Genomic DNA, 15,901 nt, shown 5'->3' with positions numbered 1-15,901 from the left:
CACACCGATCAATAGCGGTGCGCGAGCCGCATACGCAGTGTGTCTTTCGTGGCGCCGTCCGCGTCAATCAGATAGTTGAACTCACCCGCCACGAGTGTCGCCACGGCGACGCCGTCGCGGAACAGCACGCGGTTGCCGGCCACCGCCGGCACCTTGTCGCCGGGCAGCAGCGTGCCGACCAGATTCAGCGGGTCGGTGGCGGCCACGCACACCAACGCCCCGTCATTCGCATGACGGCGCACTTCACGCAGCACGGGAATCGCTTCGGGCAGCGCGAACTGTTCGCCCGCGAGGCCATTGATAAACCGTCCGCCGCGCACCAGACCGCGCGCCTCCAGCCGTTGCAGGACCCGCAGCAGATCACGCCACGGCGGCAGCCATTGCGCCTCGCGTTCCAGCACACGCCAGAACACCACGCCATAACGGCGCAGCAACGCTAGCGCCAGTTGTTCGAGCACCTCGGGGGCGAGCGGCGTGGGGCGTCCGCTGGCGCGCGGCGGTGCGGTCCTCGCCGCGATCTCATCACCTGCCGCGGACGCGTTATCCACCAAAGCGGTACGGCGCCGCACCAGCGCCCAGCGTCCCGCATCGTCCATGCCGCCGATCAGCGCCCCGGCACGCGCGCCGCGCCGGCTCGCATGATGTGCGCTGCGCCGCGCGACCGGCTTGAGCAACGCACGCAGCCCCGCAAAGCTGTCCGAGTTCACCAGCCCGGCGGCCACCAGTTCGCCCAGCGCGTTCTCCAGTTCGATGCGCAGCACCCGCAGGTCCGCGAGCAGTTCGTCGAAGAACATCGCGCCGTGCTGCGTCAGCGCATCGTAGACGGCTTGCGCACGCGGTGACAGTTGCAGGTCTTGTGGTTGCTCGATCAGCGCGCTCCACGATGCGATGTCGCGTCTGGGCAGCAAGACGATGGGCGTACTGCGTACGGGCGCGGCGGCAGCACGCGAGCGTTCGGTCAGGCGCGTCCAGACGAGCTTGCCGGAGCGGCACAGTTCATCCAGTGAAGTGCCCGAGTAGTCCTTGAGGCGGCCCGGCAGAATGTCTTCTTCCCATGCGCTGGCGGCAGCCTCGAAGCCCGCGAGTTGTTCGAGCACGGCCGCGAGCGCTTCGCGTCCTTCGCCGCGTGTATCGGGCGTCAGATGCTGCCACTGGAACAGAAAGCGCATGTAGTCGTGCCGTTCCACCGGCTCGATCTCGCGGCGCAACCGGCGCATCGTGTAGCGGTGAATCCGCGCCAGCAAATGCCGTTCGCACCATTCCTCCACGCTCACGCCCGGCGTGAAGCGGCCGCGCATCACATAGCCCTCGGCTTCGAGCGTGATGAGCGCCTGCTCGACCGGCGCGACAGGCAAGGCCAACGCGCCGGCAATCTCCGCGACGGGCAGCGGGCCGAAGCCGGTCAAGCGCGCCCGCAGCACGTCGACTAGCGCTTCGTCAGCGCTCCATGTATCCGCAAAGCCCTTGGGCGGCTGGATTGGCGGCTCGATGCGAGCGTCCGGATAGAGCGCGCGCAGCGTCGTCAGACGCTCCGCTGCGAGCCACAGCGAAACCTCGGGGCTCACGTGCATCAGCGTGGCCCGGCCAGATTGCGCCAGGCCCGCGAGCCATGCGGGCCAGCCGGCGTTTTGCTGCGCTTCGCTCGTGCTGATGCAGGCCAGACCCGTGAGCGCTTCGTGCATTTCATCGCTGCTACGCGGCTGCGGCCACGCCTCTTCGCGCACGCCGTCGATGGCATTCGCATCCAGCGCACCGAGGTCGTCCGCCGAAGCCGGATCGGACCAGCGCCGGTTCAACACGGCCTGAGTGCGGCGTTCTTCGATCGGCGCGTCGTCCAGATACGCATACGGCTTTGCGGTGAGAATTTCCGCTGCCAGCGGCGAGGGGGCCGGCAGCTCGCGCGTGATCAGCCGCACCTCGTCCTGCTCGATGCGCCGCAGCAGGTGCAGCCAGCCTTCGGCATCCATTGCGTCGTGCAGACAGTCGTCCACGGTCTGATCGACGAGCGGGTGACTCGGCAGTTCGCGCTCGCCGACAATATTCTCCAGACACGCCGCCTGATCCGGAAACACCGCCGTCAGCAGATCCTCGCTGCGCATGCGCTGCAATTGCGGCGCGGTTTTGCGCCCGCCGCTGTAACGCGGCAGCGCGAGCGAGGTCGTGGCGTTCCAGCGCCAGCGCACACCGAAGAGCGGCGCGTCGAGCAGCGCTTGAATCAGGATGTGTTCGGCGGTATTCGAATGTAGATAACGCCACACTTCATCCAGCACGAAGCTGTGGGCGCCGGTCAGCGAGAGGATGATGGCGTCTTCCGTTGCGGCGGCTTGCAGTTCGAAATTGAAGGTGCGGCAAAAGCGTTTGCGCAGCGCCAGGCCCCATGCGCGATTGACACGGCTGCCGAACGGCGCATGAATGACCAGTTGCGTGCCGCCGGACTCGTCGAAGAAACGCTCCATGACGAGCGTGTCCTGAGTGGGCAGGGCCGTCAGCGCAGCACGGGCGCGCGCGAGATAATCGACGATCTGGCGCGCGGCGGCTTCGCTCAGCCCGAGCGTGCCGCATAGCCAGTCGATCGCGCGTTCAATGCCGGGGGCGGCGGTCATCGCAACGGGAAGGGCGGAATCTTGCGCGCTCGTGGGTGGCGCGACCAGAGCAGTCTGAGCCGTTGCAGCAGACGCCGAGGCCAATGCCACGTTCGACGCCTCCACCACCGCCAGGCGCCGCCCCCGACGCGTCGCGCGTTTCACGCCAGGCCCGGCAGGCGGCGTAACCACCTCAGCGTCGCCTCGAAGGCCGTCATCGTCCAGCAACTCGTCGATCTTCGCGCGCAAGCGCGCCACGCCGAACGACAACTCGTCGCTGCGTCCCGGCGCTTCGCCGAGCCAGAACGGGATATTCGGCGGCTGTCCCTGCGCGTCCTCCACCCGCACGCGGCCGCTTTCCACCCGCAGAATCCGGTACGACGCATTGCCGAGCTGGAACACGTCACCCGCCAGACTCTCGACCGCGAAATCTTCGTTGACGGTGCCGATATTCACCGCCTGCGGCTCGAGAACGACCGTGTAGTCCGAGTTTTCGGGGATCGTGCCGCCCGAGGTCACGGCCGACAGTTTGCCGCCGCGCCGTCCGCGCAGCGTGCCACTCACGGCGTCGCGATGCAGATACGCGGCACGCGGACCCTGGCGGCCCGTATAACCCTCGGCGAGCATCCGCAGCACCGCATCGTATTGCTCGCGCGACAGCTCCGCGTAGGGTGCGGCGTGCCGCAGCATGTCGAACAGCGCGTCCTCGCTCCATTCCGTGCTCGACACCTCGGCCACGATCTGTTGCGCGAGCACGTCGAGCGGAGCGCGCGGAATGCGCAGCGCGTCGAGTTCGCCGCGCCTCACGCAATCGAGCAGCGCCGCGCATTCGATCAGGTCGTCGCGCGAAGCAGGAAACAGCCGCCCCTTCGGCATGCCGCCCACGTGATGCCCCGAGCGGCCCACGCGCTGCAAAAACGGCGCGATGGCGCGCGGCGAACCCATCTGGCAGACAAGCTCGACATCGCCGATATCAATGCCCAGTTCCAGCGACGCCGTTGCCACCAGCACGCGCAGCTCGCCACGCTTGAGCCGCTGCTCGGCATCGAGACGATGCTCCTTGGCGAGACTGCCATGATGCGCGGCCACCACGTCCCGACCGAGCCGTTCAGTCAGATGACGCGCGGCGCGCTCGGCCATGCGGCGCGTGTTGACGAAAATCAGCGTGGTGCGATGTTGCGCGATCAGCTCGGCGAGACGGTTGTAGACCAGCTCCCACACTTCGTTGGGCAACACCGCTTCGAGCGGTACCGGCGGAATCTCCAGCGCGAGATCGCGCTCACGGACGTGGCCGACGTCGACGATCGCGCAATCCGCCGGCGTCTCGCTCGTCACGCTTGCGCCGCCTACCAGAAAGCGCGCCACTGCGCCGATCGGCTTTTGCGTCGCCGACAGGCCGATGCGCGGCAGGCGCCGGCCACACAGCGCGTCGAGCCGTTCCAGACTGAGCGCGAGATGGCTGCCGCGTTTGCTGCCGGCCAGCGCGTGAATTTCATCGACGATCACCGTGCGCGTGGTCGACAGCATGCGCCGGCCCGACTCCGAGCCGAGCAGCACGTAGAGCGACTCGGGCGTGGTCACGAGAATGTGCGGCGCGCGTTTGCGCAGCGCGGTGCGCTCCTGCTGCGTGGTGTCGCCGGTGCGCACGGCGGTGCGGATCGCGAGCGGCGGCAGGCCGCGCTGCGCCAGCTCGGCGGCGATGCCCTCCAGCGGCCGTTGCAGGTTCAGACGAATGTCGTTGGAGAGCGCCTTGAGCGGCGAGACGTACACCACCAGGGTTTCGTCCGGCAGCGCGCCGCCGTTGGCGAGGCCCTGCTGGACCAGTTCGTCCAGCGCCGAGAGGAAGGCCGTCAAGGTCTTGCCGGAGCCGGTCGGCGCCGCGACCAGCGTCGAGCGGCCGCTGCGGATCGCCGGCCACGCGGCCAACTGCGCATCCGTCGGCGCGGGAAACGCGTTGCGGAACCAGGCGGCGACAACGGGATGAAAGCTGTCGAGCACGTCGCTCGCGGAGGGTACGGACGAGGCGGGAGTCATGCTCACGTAGTTGGGGGCGCGGCGAGCCATATCCAGAGGGCGGCGGGGCGGCCGTCCGGTTGCAGGTTGAATCAGCAGTCTCGCAGGTTTCGGCGGCGCGCGCCAAACCTGCCGTCGAGGGTGCGCGCAGCGCAGCGGCAACGAGAACGGCACGGCACTGGCGATGCTCACGGCGCTTCCGGCACAAATGACCGTGCTACGACGACATGGCCGCAGACCGCGTTCAGTTTTGACTGATGCGCGAAGCAGCTCGAATGGGATTTTGCATATCGCCAGCCGGAACGCCGCACATGCACTATTCTGCAAAATCCCACCCGTCAATGGAGTGCATGCAATGCGTTATAACCAGCTAGGCCGCACGGGCCTGTTTGTTTCCGAACTCTGCCTCGGTACCATGACATTCGGCGGCGGCGAGGGCATCTGGCGGCAGATCGGCGATCTCCAGCAGGCCGATTCAGAGCGCCTAGTGGGTCGCGCACTCGACGCCGGCATCAACTTCATCGATACCGCCGATGTGTACTCGCAAGGCATTTCCGAACAGATCACCGGCCAGGCGCTGAAAAACCTCAAGGTGCCGCGCGACAAGGTGGTGGTGGCGACCAAGGTATTCGGCGAGACCGGCAAGGGGCCGAACATGCGCGGCGCCTCGCGCTATCACATCATGGACGGCATCAAGGCGAGCCTTGCGCGGCTGCAACTCGATCACATCGATCTGTACCAGATACACGGTTTCGATCCGGCCACGCCGATTGAAGAAACCGTGCGCGCGCTCGACACCCTCGTGCAGCACGGTCACGTGCGCTACGTCGGCGTCTCGAACTGGGCGGCGTGGCAGATCGTCAAGGCGCTGGGTATCGCGGAACGTCATGGGCTCGCGCGCTTCGAAACGCTGCAGGCGTATTACACGATCGCGGGCCGCGATCTGGAACGCGAACTCGGCCCGATGCTCGTCGCCGAAGGACTCGGTCTGATGGTCTGGAGCCCGCTCGCGGGCGGCTTGCTGAGCGGTAAGTACGGCCGCGAACAGAAAGGCGAGCAGGGCAGCCGCCGCACGACCTTCGATTTTCCGCCGGTGAACAAGGAGCGTGCTTACGACTGCATCGACGTGATGCGCGGTATCGCTGAAACGAAGAAAGTTTCGGTGGCGCAGGTCGCGCTCGCTTGGCTGCTGCATCAGCGCTCGGTGATGTCGGTGATCGTCGGCGCGAAGAAGGTCGAGCAACTGGACGACAACATCGCCGCGACACAGGTCGAACTGAATGCCGACGAACTGTCGAAGCTCGATGCGGTGAGCGCGTTGCCGTCCGAGTATCCGGGCTGGATGCTGGAGCGCCAGGGCGAGATTCGTCGCGATCAGATCAAGGCGAGCCGCGGGTGAGGGGGGTGTGGGGGTTTGCGCCGCGGCAGCCAGACGTCTCACACGCTCTGGAAGCACTTAGGGCGCGGTTCGCTCTGCCGCTTCGTCCGCTTCGGCGCGTTTGAACCAGCGACGCTCGGTCCAACCGATGATCCAGCACACCAGCATCGCGCAGACCGTGCCGAGCGTCACCTCGCCGAGCCGCAACAGCGCCACTTGCCAGGGCGGCCCGACCCGCGGCACCAGCAGCATGATGGTGGCCGTGATGCCGCCCAGCCGCGCCGCGCTGCCGATATTCCACGCCCAGCAGAGAATGATCGCGGCGGCCACCGTCACGCAGTAAGCGACAAAATGATCGCCGCCCAATACCGCGCCAGCCAGCCCACAGACGCCGCCGACCATCGCGCCAATGAACTGGTCGCGCGACAGCTTGCGAGTATCCACATAGCTGTGCTGCGAAACGGCAATGGCGGTGATGGCGGCCCAGAACGGCTGTTCGGCGTTGAGCATCGTCGCGATCCAGTACGCGGCACTTGCGCCCACCACCGCCTGAAAAGCCATGATGCAGCCTTCGATCAGCCGGTCCGGCAGGGGGATGGCTTTCAGAAACGCAAACAGCGAATTGGCGGCACTGATCTGCGCGGCGCGCCGGTGTTCACGGGATGACGGCATTGAATGGACTCGCCTCGAGTTGCTCGAACAGGAGTCCATTATTCCATGCGGCCAGGTCCGCTCGAAGTGTCTTCGTCACTCCGCGTTTGCAGCGCTCAAGGCGCGCGGCCAAACGCAATGCGCAACTCGCGTTTGGCCTTTTCCAGCGTAGCCTTGCGTGTCCTGGGCAGATTTTTGCCCGCACGATTGATGTAGAAGTTCAGCATCGACATCGCCGACTGAAACGGCGTGCCTTTACGGCGACGGCTGTGCGTCGACGAGCGCTTCAACGACTCCGCGATGGCATGGGCGCTGCCCGTCTTGAAGATATCCGCTTCGAGGTCCATCGCATCGCTGGTCTCCATGACCTGATGGGACCACTTTTCCGAGCCATGCCGCGACTGCTGTGACTGCTGTGACCGTTGCGACGTGGAACCGCCTGCTGATTTCGCGCGCCGGTGCGCGTGCGCCTGAGCATGTCGCTGGCGGGGTGGCCGGCCCGAACGTGCGCGAGCGGCGGGATGCTTCGCTGGTCGTTTCGCGGATTGCTTCGATTTCCTGCTAACCATGATGTGCCTCGTCGACGTGAGCGTGGACCGTCCTGCGTGCCTTGTCAAAAGGTCCAAAAGCAGTTATCACAACTTCACGCCGCCGGCTTCGGGTGCATCGGAGCTGCCTGGCGCAATCGGCTCGACGCCGAGGTCGTTGCGCTCGCGAATTGCTACGGGGTCCGAATTACGATTCCAGTACGGTTCACGACCGTAGAACTGATGAATCGAGGTAGCCCAGGTTTCGTCGGCCATCGAGGGCCAGTGATCCTTGTCGAAACCGGGTGCGTTACGGATGCTTTCCGAGGACATCGCGACGCGAAAACATTGGCGGGCGGTGTCGAGCGTCAGCGCGTGCCAGGGAATGGCCAGCAGCTTGTCGCCGATGCCGAGAAAGCCGCCGCTCGACAGCACCGCGTAGGCGATCCGCCCAGAGCGCACGTCGAGCATGATGTCCTTGATCTTGCCGATGTCGTCGCCTTCCGTGCTGAGTACCTTGTCGCCGCCGAGCGTGCTCGCGGCCATCACTTCAGGGCCCGGGCCCGAGCCCGTTCCACTCGCGCCGCCTGCGCCAACGATTTTCGCGCCCACCTCATCATGTGCGCCGGGTGTCTGGTTGAGCAGGGGCATGATGTGCTCCAGTCGAAGGTTGAGATACCCCGAATTCAGCAACGCATGTTCCTGGTGTGTGTGAAAACTGAGCGTGAAAACCGGCCGGTAAGCGCTGCCGGGAGCATTGCAATTCTTGCGCGGATTGCAGCTATTGCAGGTGGGCCAGCGCGAATTATTCGAGGCCGAAGACGCCAAAGCGAGCGTCTGGAAGCGCGACGGTGAGCGTCGAGGCGTACTGCCGCGCCTTGCTCCATAAGGCTGACAGGGTGCCGCTCATCATGTGCGGAGGCCGCCGACCGCAAAGACGGCCCGAATCGGCCCGAATCTTGCTGCACTGCAATGCAAGAAGACCCGACACCAGGTCCGACATCGAGGACTGAGCGGGTCGGTTTGCACGTCTGAACGGATTCGTCCGCCCGGGCGCTTTCGTATCAAAGGGCATTTGCACGTATTTGCACGACAGAGCTTTCGCATGATTCCACCGGATCAAGCATGACCGCGGACCGATACCACCCTCGCGCCCCTTCGCGGCATGGCCCAGACCATCGCACCGTTCATCAACCGCAGCTCATCCAGAATGCGCGCGACCGCCGCACTGCGCGAGACACACCTTCCAGCGGCACGACCAACACTACCAACACTACCAGCGCGACGATCAGCGCACCACGGACCCTGTTCGCGCTGCTGGTCGCGCCGCTCGCCTGGCTCGCGCAGGTGGCAATGGCGGAACTCGTCCTCGAGCGGGGATGCCACGCCGCCGGTCCCATGTTCCTCGCGCGCAGCATGCCCTGGACGCCGCTTGGCCTCGGCGTGGCGAGCCTGGTTTGCCTCGTGTTTGCGGTTGCGGGCGCGGCGCTCGCGTGGCGCAATCTGTGGCGCACGGCGCAGATTTCATGGCGCTTTCCCGCTGCGCTGAAAGGCACGCGGGCCGAGCGCGACTGGTTCCTGTCGCGCGTGAGTGCGCTGTCCGGCACGATGTTCGTGCTCGGACTGCTGGCCACGGATGTCGCCATGCTGTTGATCGCGCCGTGCGGGCTGCGGTAGCACGCGTCAAGGCCGGTTTCAAAACCGAAGCAGAGCCTGCCCGCGTGACCCTGTTGCCTGAATACGGTTTATGGCCGGGCGGCCACCTCGTCCAGATGCAGCAACAGATCAGCCGGGTCTTCATAGACGCGTAGTGCGCCGGCGCGCTCCAGTTCATCCGAGCCGTAGCCGCCGGACAGCACCCCGACCCCCAACGCCCGGCAGCGGCGTGCCGCGAGCATGTCCCAGATGCTGTCGCCCACCACCACACTGTGATCGATCGGCACGCCAAGGCGGTCCGCCGCCGCGATGAACAGATCCGGATCGGGCTTTGCGTACTTGACGTCGTCGCGTGTCACGACCACGGTCCGGTTCGGATCGACACCGAGCGCCTTCAGATTGACCGCGGCGGTTTCCATTCGGCCGCTCGTCGCAATGGCCCAACGCGTGCCGCTCTTGGAAAGCGCCAGCAACAGTTCGCGCGCGCCGGGCAGCGGCCGGACCTGACTGCCCAACCGCTGATACGCCTCGGCGTGCGCCTGCCGCAGCCGCTCGATACGCTCGGCGCTCATCTCGCTGTGGGTCTCGCGCAGCAGTTGATTGGTGAACAGCCCGCCGCTCATGCCGATCTTGCGGTGGATGCGCCACACCGATAACTCGATGCCTTCCTGATCCAGCGCCTGCTTCCACGCAAGCACGTGTTGATAAACGCTGTCGACCAGGGTGCCGTCGAGGTCGAACAGAAAAGCGGTTTCAATGCGCATGATGGGGCTCTCCGGAGCAGGGCATGAGTGGTAGGCGTGTGGGCAACTTACCCGCTATGGTAAATCGCCTGAGTGCGGCTGTGGGCATGCGGCGATGGTGATGCTGTGCCGTTCATGTAGCACGAGCAGCACGAGCGGCCCCGTTCATGCTGCGCCTGCCACCCGCATGCTTTGATGACGGAGCGACGTGAACCGCTCAAGCGGGCTCGTTAATCAGCTCGAATTCAGTCCAAATGCACGTCGACTGTCGGAGTCAGGTGGAAGCGGGTCGTACCGCACCACGTGAGGAGGCGGCCGGCGCCTGCGCGCCGCGCGCAGGCCGTTTGTTCGCCGTGCCCTTGCCGGAAGCGTTCTTGCGCACCGCGCGTGATTTCTTCAGGAGTGCTGTGAGATCTTTTTCGGCGGCCGCCGCGATGGCATCGCAACCATTAGATGCCTTGACGCCCGCTTCGGCGACCGCGCGCAAATGCTTGCCGCGTACGCCCTGTGCGGCATTCGCCGCACGTTTCACTGTCTGCCGCGCGGCCTGTTTAGTGGCGCGTGCGGCGGTGCGCGTAAGCAATGTCGCGAACGCTGTTTCGTCGACCCGCAGGCCGCGACGCGGACGGCAGGCGCCGATGCCTTGCAGCTCGTCGGCTTCGAATGCCGCGATGACGACGGGGTGGATGTAGCACTTGCGACACACCGCGGGCGTATTACGCAGTAGCGAGGCCACTTCCTTGACGGTTGCCACCAGATGGCGCCGCGCTTCCGCCGCGCTCGTGCAGAGCAACCGGCGCAAGGCGGCAAAGGCGTAGACACTGCCGGCCCACGTGCGGTAGTCCTTGGCGGTGAAGTCGGCGTCGCTCGCGCGCTTCAGGTAGTCGTTGATGTCCGCCGAGCCGACCGTGTGACGCGTGCCATCGTCGTCGATGTATTGAAACAGATCGTGGCCCGGCAATTCGGCGCAGCGTCGCACGATCCGTTTGACGCGCGGGTTGTCGATGCTCACGTCGTGTTCGATGCCGCTCTTGCCGCGAAACTGGAAGCGCAGTTGACCGGCCTTGATTTTCAGGTGCTTCTTGCGCAGCGTCGTCAGCCCATACGATTGATTGTCACGCGCGTATTCCGCGCTGCCGACCCGTATCAAGGTGGAATCCAGCAACTGCACGATTGCCGCCACGACCTTGTCGCAAGGCATGCCGTCGAGTTTCAGATCACGCGCCACGCGCGCGCGGATTCTGGGCAGTGCCCGGCCGAACGCGGCGAGCCGCTCATATTTGTCCGCGTCACGCGTTTCACGCCAGCGCGGGTGATAGCGGTATTGCTTGCGCCCGCGCGCATCGCGCCCCGTGGCCTGCAGGTGGCCGCGCGGGTCGGGGCAGATCCACACGTCGGCGTACGCAGGGGGAATGGCCAGCGCATTGATGCGGGCGATTTCATCCGCGTCGTCGATCCGTTTGCCGTTCACGTCGAAATAGGCGAAGCCGTCCTTGAGCTGTTTGCGGCTATAGCCGGGGCGCGTGTCGTCCGCATGGCGCAGGCCGGTGGGCATCACGGCGTGGACGATGGCGGCGTCGGTGGCCGCGGCGGCGGCATCGGACGAGCGTTGAGCGGAACGGGACGGTGTATTCATGGTTGTGCCTGTTTTGCCGGTAATCGCTGCGGGTTAGGCGGCGTGTCAGGCGCATGCAAAGCATGAAACGCCTGCCTAGTGCCGCAAACGCCGGATCACGGCGGTCGCTGACGTCTAGCTCAAAGCAAGGGCGGTGCCCGTGGGGTCGAACGGTGTCGCCGTGGTGTCGCCGTGGTGTCGTCGCATTGCGCGGAACGGTCCTTGCGAACTCTCCCGATGAACGATGAATGTCCACGTTCGCAGGCGACGCCTGGTCACGACGACTGGACTGACACGCACACCACGGAGGTTGCAATGAGCAGCACCTTGAATCCCGATGACGAACCGCAGAGCGAAACACAGCAGATCCACGAGACCGGCAGCACCACGGGTGCGCTGGGGCCGAGCGATTCCTCGGACAGCGGCAGCGACGTGGCGGGCGCGAAGCGTCATGCATTCGATGTCGATTCTGAACTGGACAACCACGCGCTCGAAACAGGCGACACCGAACTCGGCAGCGATACAGATCGCTACGGCACCGGGGAGCGCGCTGCGGCCGATGGCGACGGCACGCTCGCGCCTAACGCCGACATCGAACCGGACCGGGTCGACGATCTGCTCGTCCCCGATGAACCGGACGGCACCACCGACGCCGACGAGATGGACGAAACGCTCGACCCGGGCGAGGCTTGATGCACGTTGGGCATAGGTTTTGCTGCTAATGCTTTTGAGCGGGTTTTGAACGATGCAGCGGGCCTTTGCCCCTTTACCCCTGATGCAGCAACCGGTGCAGCAACTGGCGCCGCATTCGGCTAACTGAATTAGCCAATCAAGAGCCAATTGCTGAGCGCATCACGACACATTGACGAAGCGGAACTGCAGTGCAACAGCGGCCAGCAAGTGAAGCGTGGCCCATTGCCCCCAGCTCCGCGCGATGGAGAAACGAACATGGACAAAGCACTTCAAGGCTGCAAGGTTGCGGTCCTCGCGCTCGATGGTTTCGAGCAGGCAGAGCTCGACGATCCGAAACGCGCGCTCGTCGAAGCGGGCGCCACGGTGCACGTGATTTCCGCCAAGGGCGGCAAGATTCAGGGCTTCCGGCATGTGGACAAAGGCGATGCGGTGGATGTGGATGTGACGTTCGATAAGGCCACCGCCGCAGAGTACGACGCGGTCGTACTGCCGGGCGGTGTGGTGAACGGCGACGCGATCCGCACGCTGCCGCAGGCGCAGGCGTTCGTAAAGGCGGCCAACGACGCTCACAAGCCGATCGCCGTCATCTGTCACGGCGCATGGTTGCCGGTGTCGGCCGGCATCATCAAGGGTCGCACGATCACGAGCTGGCCAAGCCTGCAGGATGACATTCGCAATGCAGGCGGGACGTGGGTGGATCAGGAGGTGGTCGAGGACGACAACTTCATCACCAGCCGCAAACCCGATGACCTGCCCGCCTTCAACCGAACGTTGATCGCACAACTAAGCCGAACGCGAAGCCAAACACGAAGCCAGACGCGAAGCCAGGCATAGTGCAAGAGCGCTAACCCAGGGAGAAAGTGCATGAGATTCCGGTATTCCCTACAAGAGACGGCTGCTGCGACGCGTATGCAGGCAGGCGCGTACGAAAGCGCTGTGCGCGACGCGGGTTTGACGCAGCGCGCGTACGAGAGCGCCGTGCAGGTCGCACAGGCACCGGCATGCGTCGTCCCCGAGCGGAGTCTTCTGCGAGCAGAGCAACACATGAACGCGATTCTTTTGCGGCCGGCCTATGAGGACGCCACCATGCGCATTACTTTTCCTGACGAAACGCCCGGCTTTGACGGCTCGAGTCTGAGCGTGCAATTCACGGCAACCGTGGACGGTGAGCCGGTGATCTGTGCGATCACTGCCGAGGCACTCGAAGATCACTTCGGCGCGCCATCCGCGCTGGAAGATGCCTTGCTGGCCGCATTCCAGCGCGGCCGCCTGCGCATCCGTTCGGTGTGCGCGGAGGCGCTCGACCAGAACGATGGCGAGAGCGTCGTGCTGCATAGCGGACTGTTTCGCATCGAAGACCTCGATGCAGGTCATGGACATGCTGCCTGACGCGCATCGTCGTCACCGTTATTACGCTTGCGCAGGGCCCTGAGCAGAGGGCCGCGAGTGGCACGGCTCCATCGCGCTGGCCGTGCACTCGACCCCAACTTCAGCGATGAACGGAGGTTTTATGTCACTCATCGTCGCAGCACGTTTCACCACATTCCCCGCGGCTGAAGACGCCGCGCAACGACTGTTCAACAGCGGTTTCGTCGAAGAGGACGTGACGCTGTTCTTCGTCAATCCACGCGGACAGCACGCACGTCACCCGCTCGGCGGTGACACCGGTACTGATGCCAACGCAAGAGAAGCGCCGAAAGGCGCGGGCAAGGGCGTCACGATAGGCGCAGCAGTTGGCGCGGTGGTCGGCGTGGGTATCTTCGCGTTCTTCAGCGCGCCGATGCTGGTCTCGCTGATTGCAGCGGGCGTCGGCGCTTATGTGGGGTCACTGGTCGGCGCCATGTCGCACACGCGTAGCGGCGGAGTGCTTGGCCGACGCGATCCCCCGGACCAGGAGATTCGTGAGTCGGGGGTGCTGATTGCGGTTCACGTCACGCCGGACAGTCAGTATGACGCCGCGCGTATTTTGCGTGACGCGGGTGGTGCTGCCGTCGAGCGTGCCACGGGACGCTGGCAGCAAGGTCGTTGGGCCGACTTCGATCCGACGCAACCGCCGAAGCCTCTCAACGAGTTTGTCGAGAGGCGCGCCTGAGAAATCGCGGGATATTGCACAAACAAATTGCTGGAATAAAGAGCGCGGAAACAAAAAGCGGCGGCCTGCCATCTGGCCGCCGCGCGCCTAAGCTGATTAAACCCAGATTTGTGAGGTGGCGTGATGCGGGCGGCCAGCGCCATCCACAGGCTGCTGGTTGCGGGGCGTCGCGCATGAAGCGGGCGCCAGGCCCGGCTGGGTGGAATCACACGACAACGTGGCAACGCTGCCTTGTTCCTGTGTCGGCGCCTTGAGCATGTATTCACGGACCTGCAACACGACAGCGGAAGTGACAATCGCCACGGCCAGCAAAAATTCCGCTCTCCTGATTTTTTTCATGTTCAAGCTCCCTGTGTCGTTGGCGCCCGTTACTTTTCGATTTCGCGGCGGGCTGCTGTTTTTTGCAGTGCCCTGCCGTGTGGGCAGCACTAGTTAAGCAACGTCTGTGCCATGCACGAATTGGCCGTCTATCCCGCTGCGAGGCCCGTCTGGCGGTGCTCGGCGTCCTCGAGCGTCATTTCGGCCTGGAAGAATTACTCGCTCATTCGAAAACTTGTTTGCCGTTTTTTGCTGCCGCACGCCGGAGGCCGCGCTGCGATCCGCCTCGTGGTCGGTGAGGTGGCTGGTGCGTGGCCGGTGAGCGGCGGCGCTCTCAATCGGGCACGCCCCATGCGGCGTTGATGGAGGCAAACCGTAGCCGAATGGCTGCGGCAGTTGATCAATCATGAAACCCCGGAGGAACAGCATGTCTACCAACGTGACCGCAGTACTGAACGATCTGGTTGAAACGTCGAAGGACGGCGAGCGTGGCTTTCGCAAAGCCGCGGAAGACACGCGCGACGCGCAGTTGAAGGCGCTCTTCGTCTCGCGCGCGGACGACTGCACGCAGGGCGCGCGTGAACTCCAGGATGTGGTGCAGAAGCTGGGCGGCAAGCCGGAGACGGGCGGCACCGTGGGCGGCGCGCTGCGTCGTGGCTGGGCCGATATCAAGTCGGCGGTGGGTGGCCGCAGCGACTACGACATTCTGGCCGAGTGCGAGAAGGGCGAGGACGTCGCCAAGAAGAACTACAGCGATGCGCTGGAGAAGGACTTGCCGGCTGACGTTCGTATGGTGGTGGATCGCCAGTTCCAGGGCGTGATCCGCAATCACGACCGTATCCGCGATCTGCGTGACCAGTTTGCGGCTGCGAAGCACTAAGCCTTCGTCGCGAGGCTCGTGATCGATGCGGTGGTTCTCCGCCGCGTCCGTCGCGAACTGGCTTCCTTGGCACATGACCCTGCAAGCAGGTAGTTCGCGTAGCCCTATCGTGTAGCCCTAATGCGCGACCGCTTCATAAGCGGGTTTAAATCCAAAGCGATCGTGTCAAAGCAAAAGAGCCGTGTGCGTCGCACACGGCTCTTTTTTCTGCGTCCGCCAGTGACCGCATCAACCGCAGTCTTAAACAGTCACCGGCGAGTCACCGGCGGGCGCATGCATCCGTTAAAGGACGCTTATTCAGCCACCACCTTCAGATGGTTCTTGACGCTTTCCACGCCGCCCACGTTCTGGGCGACTTCGGCAGCGGCGGCCTTGTCATCCGAGGTCGGCACCGTACCCGTGAGCCACACCACGCCCTTGCGCGTCTTCACGTGAATATGGGTCGACTTGACGTTCTTCGCGCCAAGCAGATCGGCTTTCACCTTGGTGGTGATCGTGCCGTCATCGACGTGCTGGCCAATCGATTCCGAAGCGGCCGGCGGTGCCGAGGCGCTCTGCGCGTTGGCGTTGAGAGCGAATGCGACTACGGCGATGCTGCCAGCGGCCTTGAGGATATGGAGGGTCTTCATGAATGCTCCTTCGTGTTGTTGAAAAATGGCGGTCTTGTTGCCTATGCGGTCGATGCGGCCGGTCGCCTTAAATCAATTTCAATCGACTCGGGCAAGCCGCTGATGACACGCGTGGGATCGCTGC

At 64.6% G+C, this 15,901-nt stretch carries 15 protein-coding genes; 7 read left to right on the top strand and 8 right to left on the bottom strand.

Annotated elements, in window-relative coordinates:
- Positions 1 to 8 precede the first annotated feature (8 nt).
- Entirely contained in the window at positions 9 to 4,616 is a 4,608-nt protein-coding gene (locus D0B32_RS26520; protein WP_259295160.1) for a DEAD/DEAH box helicase, read from the bottom strand.
- 334 nt (positions 4,617 to 4,950) lie between these two features.
- Here D0B32_RS26520 and D0B32_RS26515 point away from each other — a divergent pair, with 334 nt between their 5' ends.
- On the top strand, positions 4,951 to 5,994 hold the full coding sequence (locus tag D0B32_RS26515; RefSeq protein WP_117337291.1) for an aldo/keto reductase: 1,044 nt from the start codon (positions 4,951 to 4,953) through the stop codon (positions 5,992 to 5,994).
- Between the two features lie 57 nt (positions 5,995 to 6,051).
- On the opposite strand, the gene D0B32_RS26510 is transcribed toward D0B32_RS26515, so the two are convergent.
- The 3 genes from D0B32_RS26510 to D0B32_RS26500 all read right to left on the bottom strand — a co-directional run bounded on the left by D0B32_RS26510 (position 6,052) and on the right by D0B32_RS26500 (position 7,802).
- Positions 6,052 to 6,645 carry an aromatic acid exporter family protein gene (locus D0B32_RS26510; protein WP_117337290.1) on the bottom strand — a complete coding sequence of 198 codons (594 nt, stop codon included), beginning with the start codon at positions 6,643 to 6,645 and terminating at the stop codon, positions 6,052 to 6,054.
- Positions 6,646 to 6,740: 95 nt separating this feature from the next.
- Entirely contained in the window at positions 6,741 to 7,193 is a 453-nt protein-coding gene (locus D0B32_RS26505) for a DUF3175 domain-containing protein (protein ID WP_117337289.1), read from the bottom strand.
- Positions 7,194 to 7,259: 66 nt separating this feature from the next.
- A complete protein-coding gene (locus D0B32_RS26500) occupies positions 7,260 to 7,802 on the bottom strand; it encodes a PRC-barrel domain-containing protein (protein WP_117337474.1) in 543 nt (180 codons plus the stop codon).
- A gap of 474 nt (positions 7,803 to 8,276) precedes the next feature.
- Between D0B32_RS26500 and D0B32_RS26495 the strand changes: the two genes are divergently transcribed.
- Entirely contained in the window at positions 8,277 to 8,828 is a 552-nt protein-coding gene (locus D0B32_RS26495; protein WP_117337288.1) for a hypothetical protein, read from the top strand.
- Positions 8,829 to 8,896: 68 nt separating this feature from the next.
- Here D0B32_RS26495 and D0B32_RS26490 read toward each other — a convergent pair whose 3' ends face one another.
- Positions 8,897 to 9,571: an HAD family hydrolase gene (locus D0B32_RS26490; protein WP_117337287.1), complete on the bottom strand. Its 675-nt coding sequence runs from the start codon at positions 9,569 to 9,571 to the stop codon at positions 8,897 to 8,899.
- 253 nt (positions 9,572 to 9,824) lie between these two features.
- Entirely contained in the window at positions 9,825 to 11,186 is a 1,362-nt protein-coding gene (locus D0B32_RS26485; RefSeq protein WP_117337286.1) for a DNA topoisomerase IB, read from the bottom strand.
- Between the two features lie 294 nt (positions 11,187 to 11,480).
- Between D0B32_RS26485 and D0B32_RS32665 the strand changes: the two genes are divergently transcribed.
- The 4 genes from D0B32_RS32665 to D0B32_RS26470 all read left to right on the top strand — a co-directional run bounded on the left by D0B32_RS32665 (position 11,481) and on the right by D0B32_RS26470 (position 13,950).
- Positions 11,481 to 11,858, top strand: a complete 378-nt coding sequence (locus D0B32_RS32665) for a chemotaxis protein (protein ID WP_181969913.1) — start codon at positions 11,481 to 11,483, stop codon at positions 11,856 to 11,858.
- A gap of 255 nt (positions 11,859 to 12,113) precedes the next feature.
- Positions 12,114 to 12,692 carry a type 1 glutamine amidotransferase domain-containing protein gene (locus D0B32_RS26480; protein WP_117337285.1) on the top strand — a complete coding sequence of 193 codons (579 nt, stop codon included), beginning with the start codon at positions 12,114 to 12,116 and terminating at the stop codon, positions 12,690 to 12,692.
- Between the two features lie 210 nt (positions 12,693 to 12,902).
- Positions 12,903 to 13,247, top strand: a complete 345-nt coding sequence (locus tag D0B32_RS26475) for a DUF1488 domain-containing protein (protein WP_117337473.1) — start codon at positions 12,903 to 12,905, stop codon at positions 13,245 to 13,247.
- Between the two features lie 121 nt (positions 13,248 to 13,368).
- Entirely contained in the window at positions 13,369 to 13,950 is a 582-nt protein-coding gene (locus D0B32_RS26470; protein ID WP_117337284.1) for a hypothetical protein, read from the top strand.
- A gap of 96 nt (positions 13,951 to 14,046) precedes the next feature.
- Here the strand turns inward: D0B32_RS26470 and D0B32_RS26465 are convergent, their stop codons facing one another.
- Positions 14,047 to 14,289: a hypothetical protein gene (locus tag D0B32_RS26465; RefSeq protein WP_117337283.1), complete on the bottom strand. Its 243-nt coding sequence runs from the start codon at positions 14,287 to 14,289 to the stop codon at positions 14,047 to 14,049.
- A gap of 406 nt (positions 14,290 to 14,695) precedes the next feature.
- On the opposite strand from D0B32_RS26465, the gene D0B32_RS26460 reads away from it, so the two are divergent.
- Positions 14,696 to 15,148 carry a PA2169 family four-helix-bundle protein gene (locus tag D0B32_RS26460; protein WP_117337282.1) on the top strand — a complete coding sequence of 151 codons (453 nt, stop codon included), beginning with the start codon at positions 14,696 to 14,698 and terminating at the stop codon, positions 15,146 to 15,148.
- 293 nt (positions 15,149 to 15,441) lie between these two features.
- Here the strand turns inward: D0B32_RS26460 and D0B32_RS26455 are convergent, their stop codons facing one another.
- Positions 15,442 to 15,777 (bottom strand): BON domain-containing protein, encoded by a 336-nt coding sequence (locus D0B32_RS26455; RefSeq protein WP_117337281.1) that lies wholly within the window; start codon positions 15,775 to 15,777, stop codon positions 15,442 to 15,444.
- Positions 15,778 to 15,901: the final 124 nt, after the last annotated feature.

It is taken from the genome of Paraburkholderia sp. DHOC27 (assembly GCF_003429005.1).
Lineage (GTDB): Bacteria > Pseudomonadota > Gammaproteobacteria > Burkholderiales > Burkholderiaceae > Paraburkholderia.
Note: the sequence above shows the minus strand (reverse complement) of the source record. Positions and strands in the feature narration are given on the sequence as shown.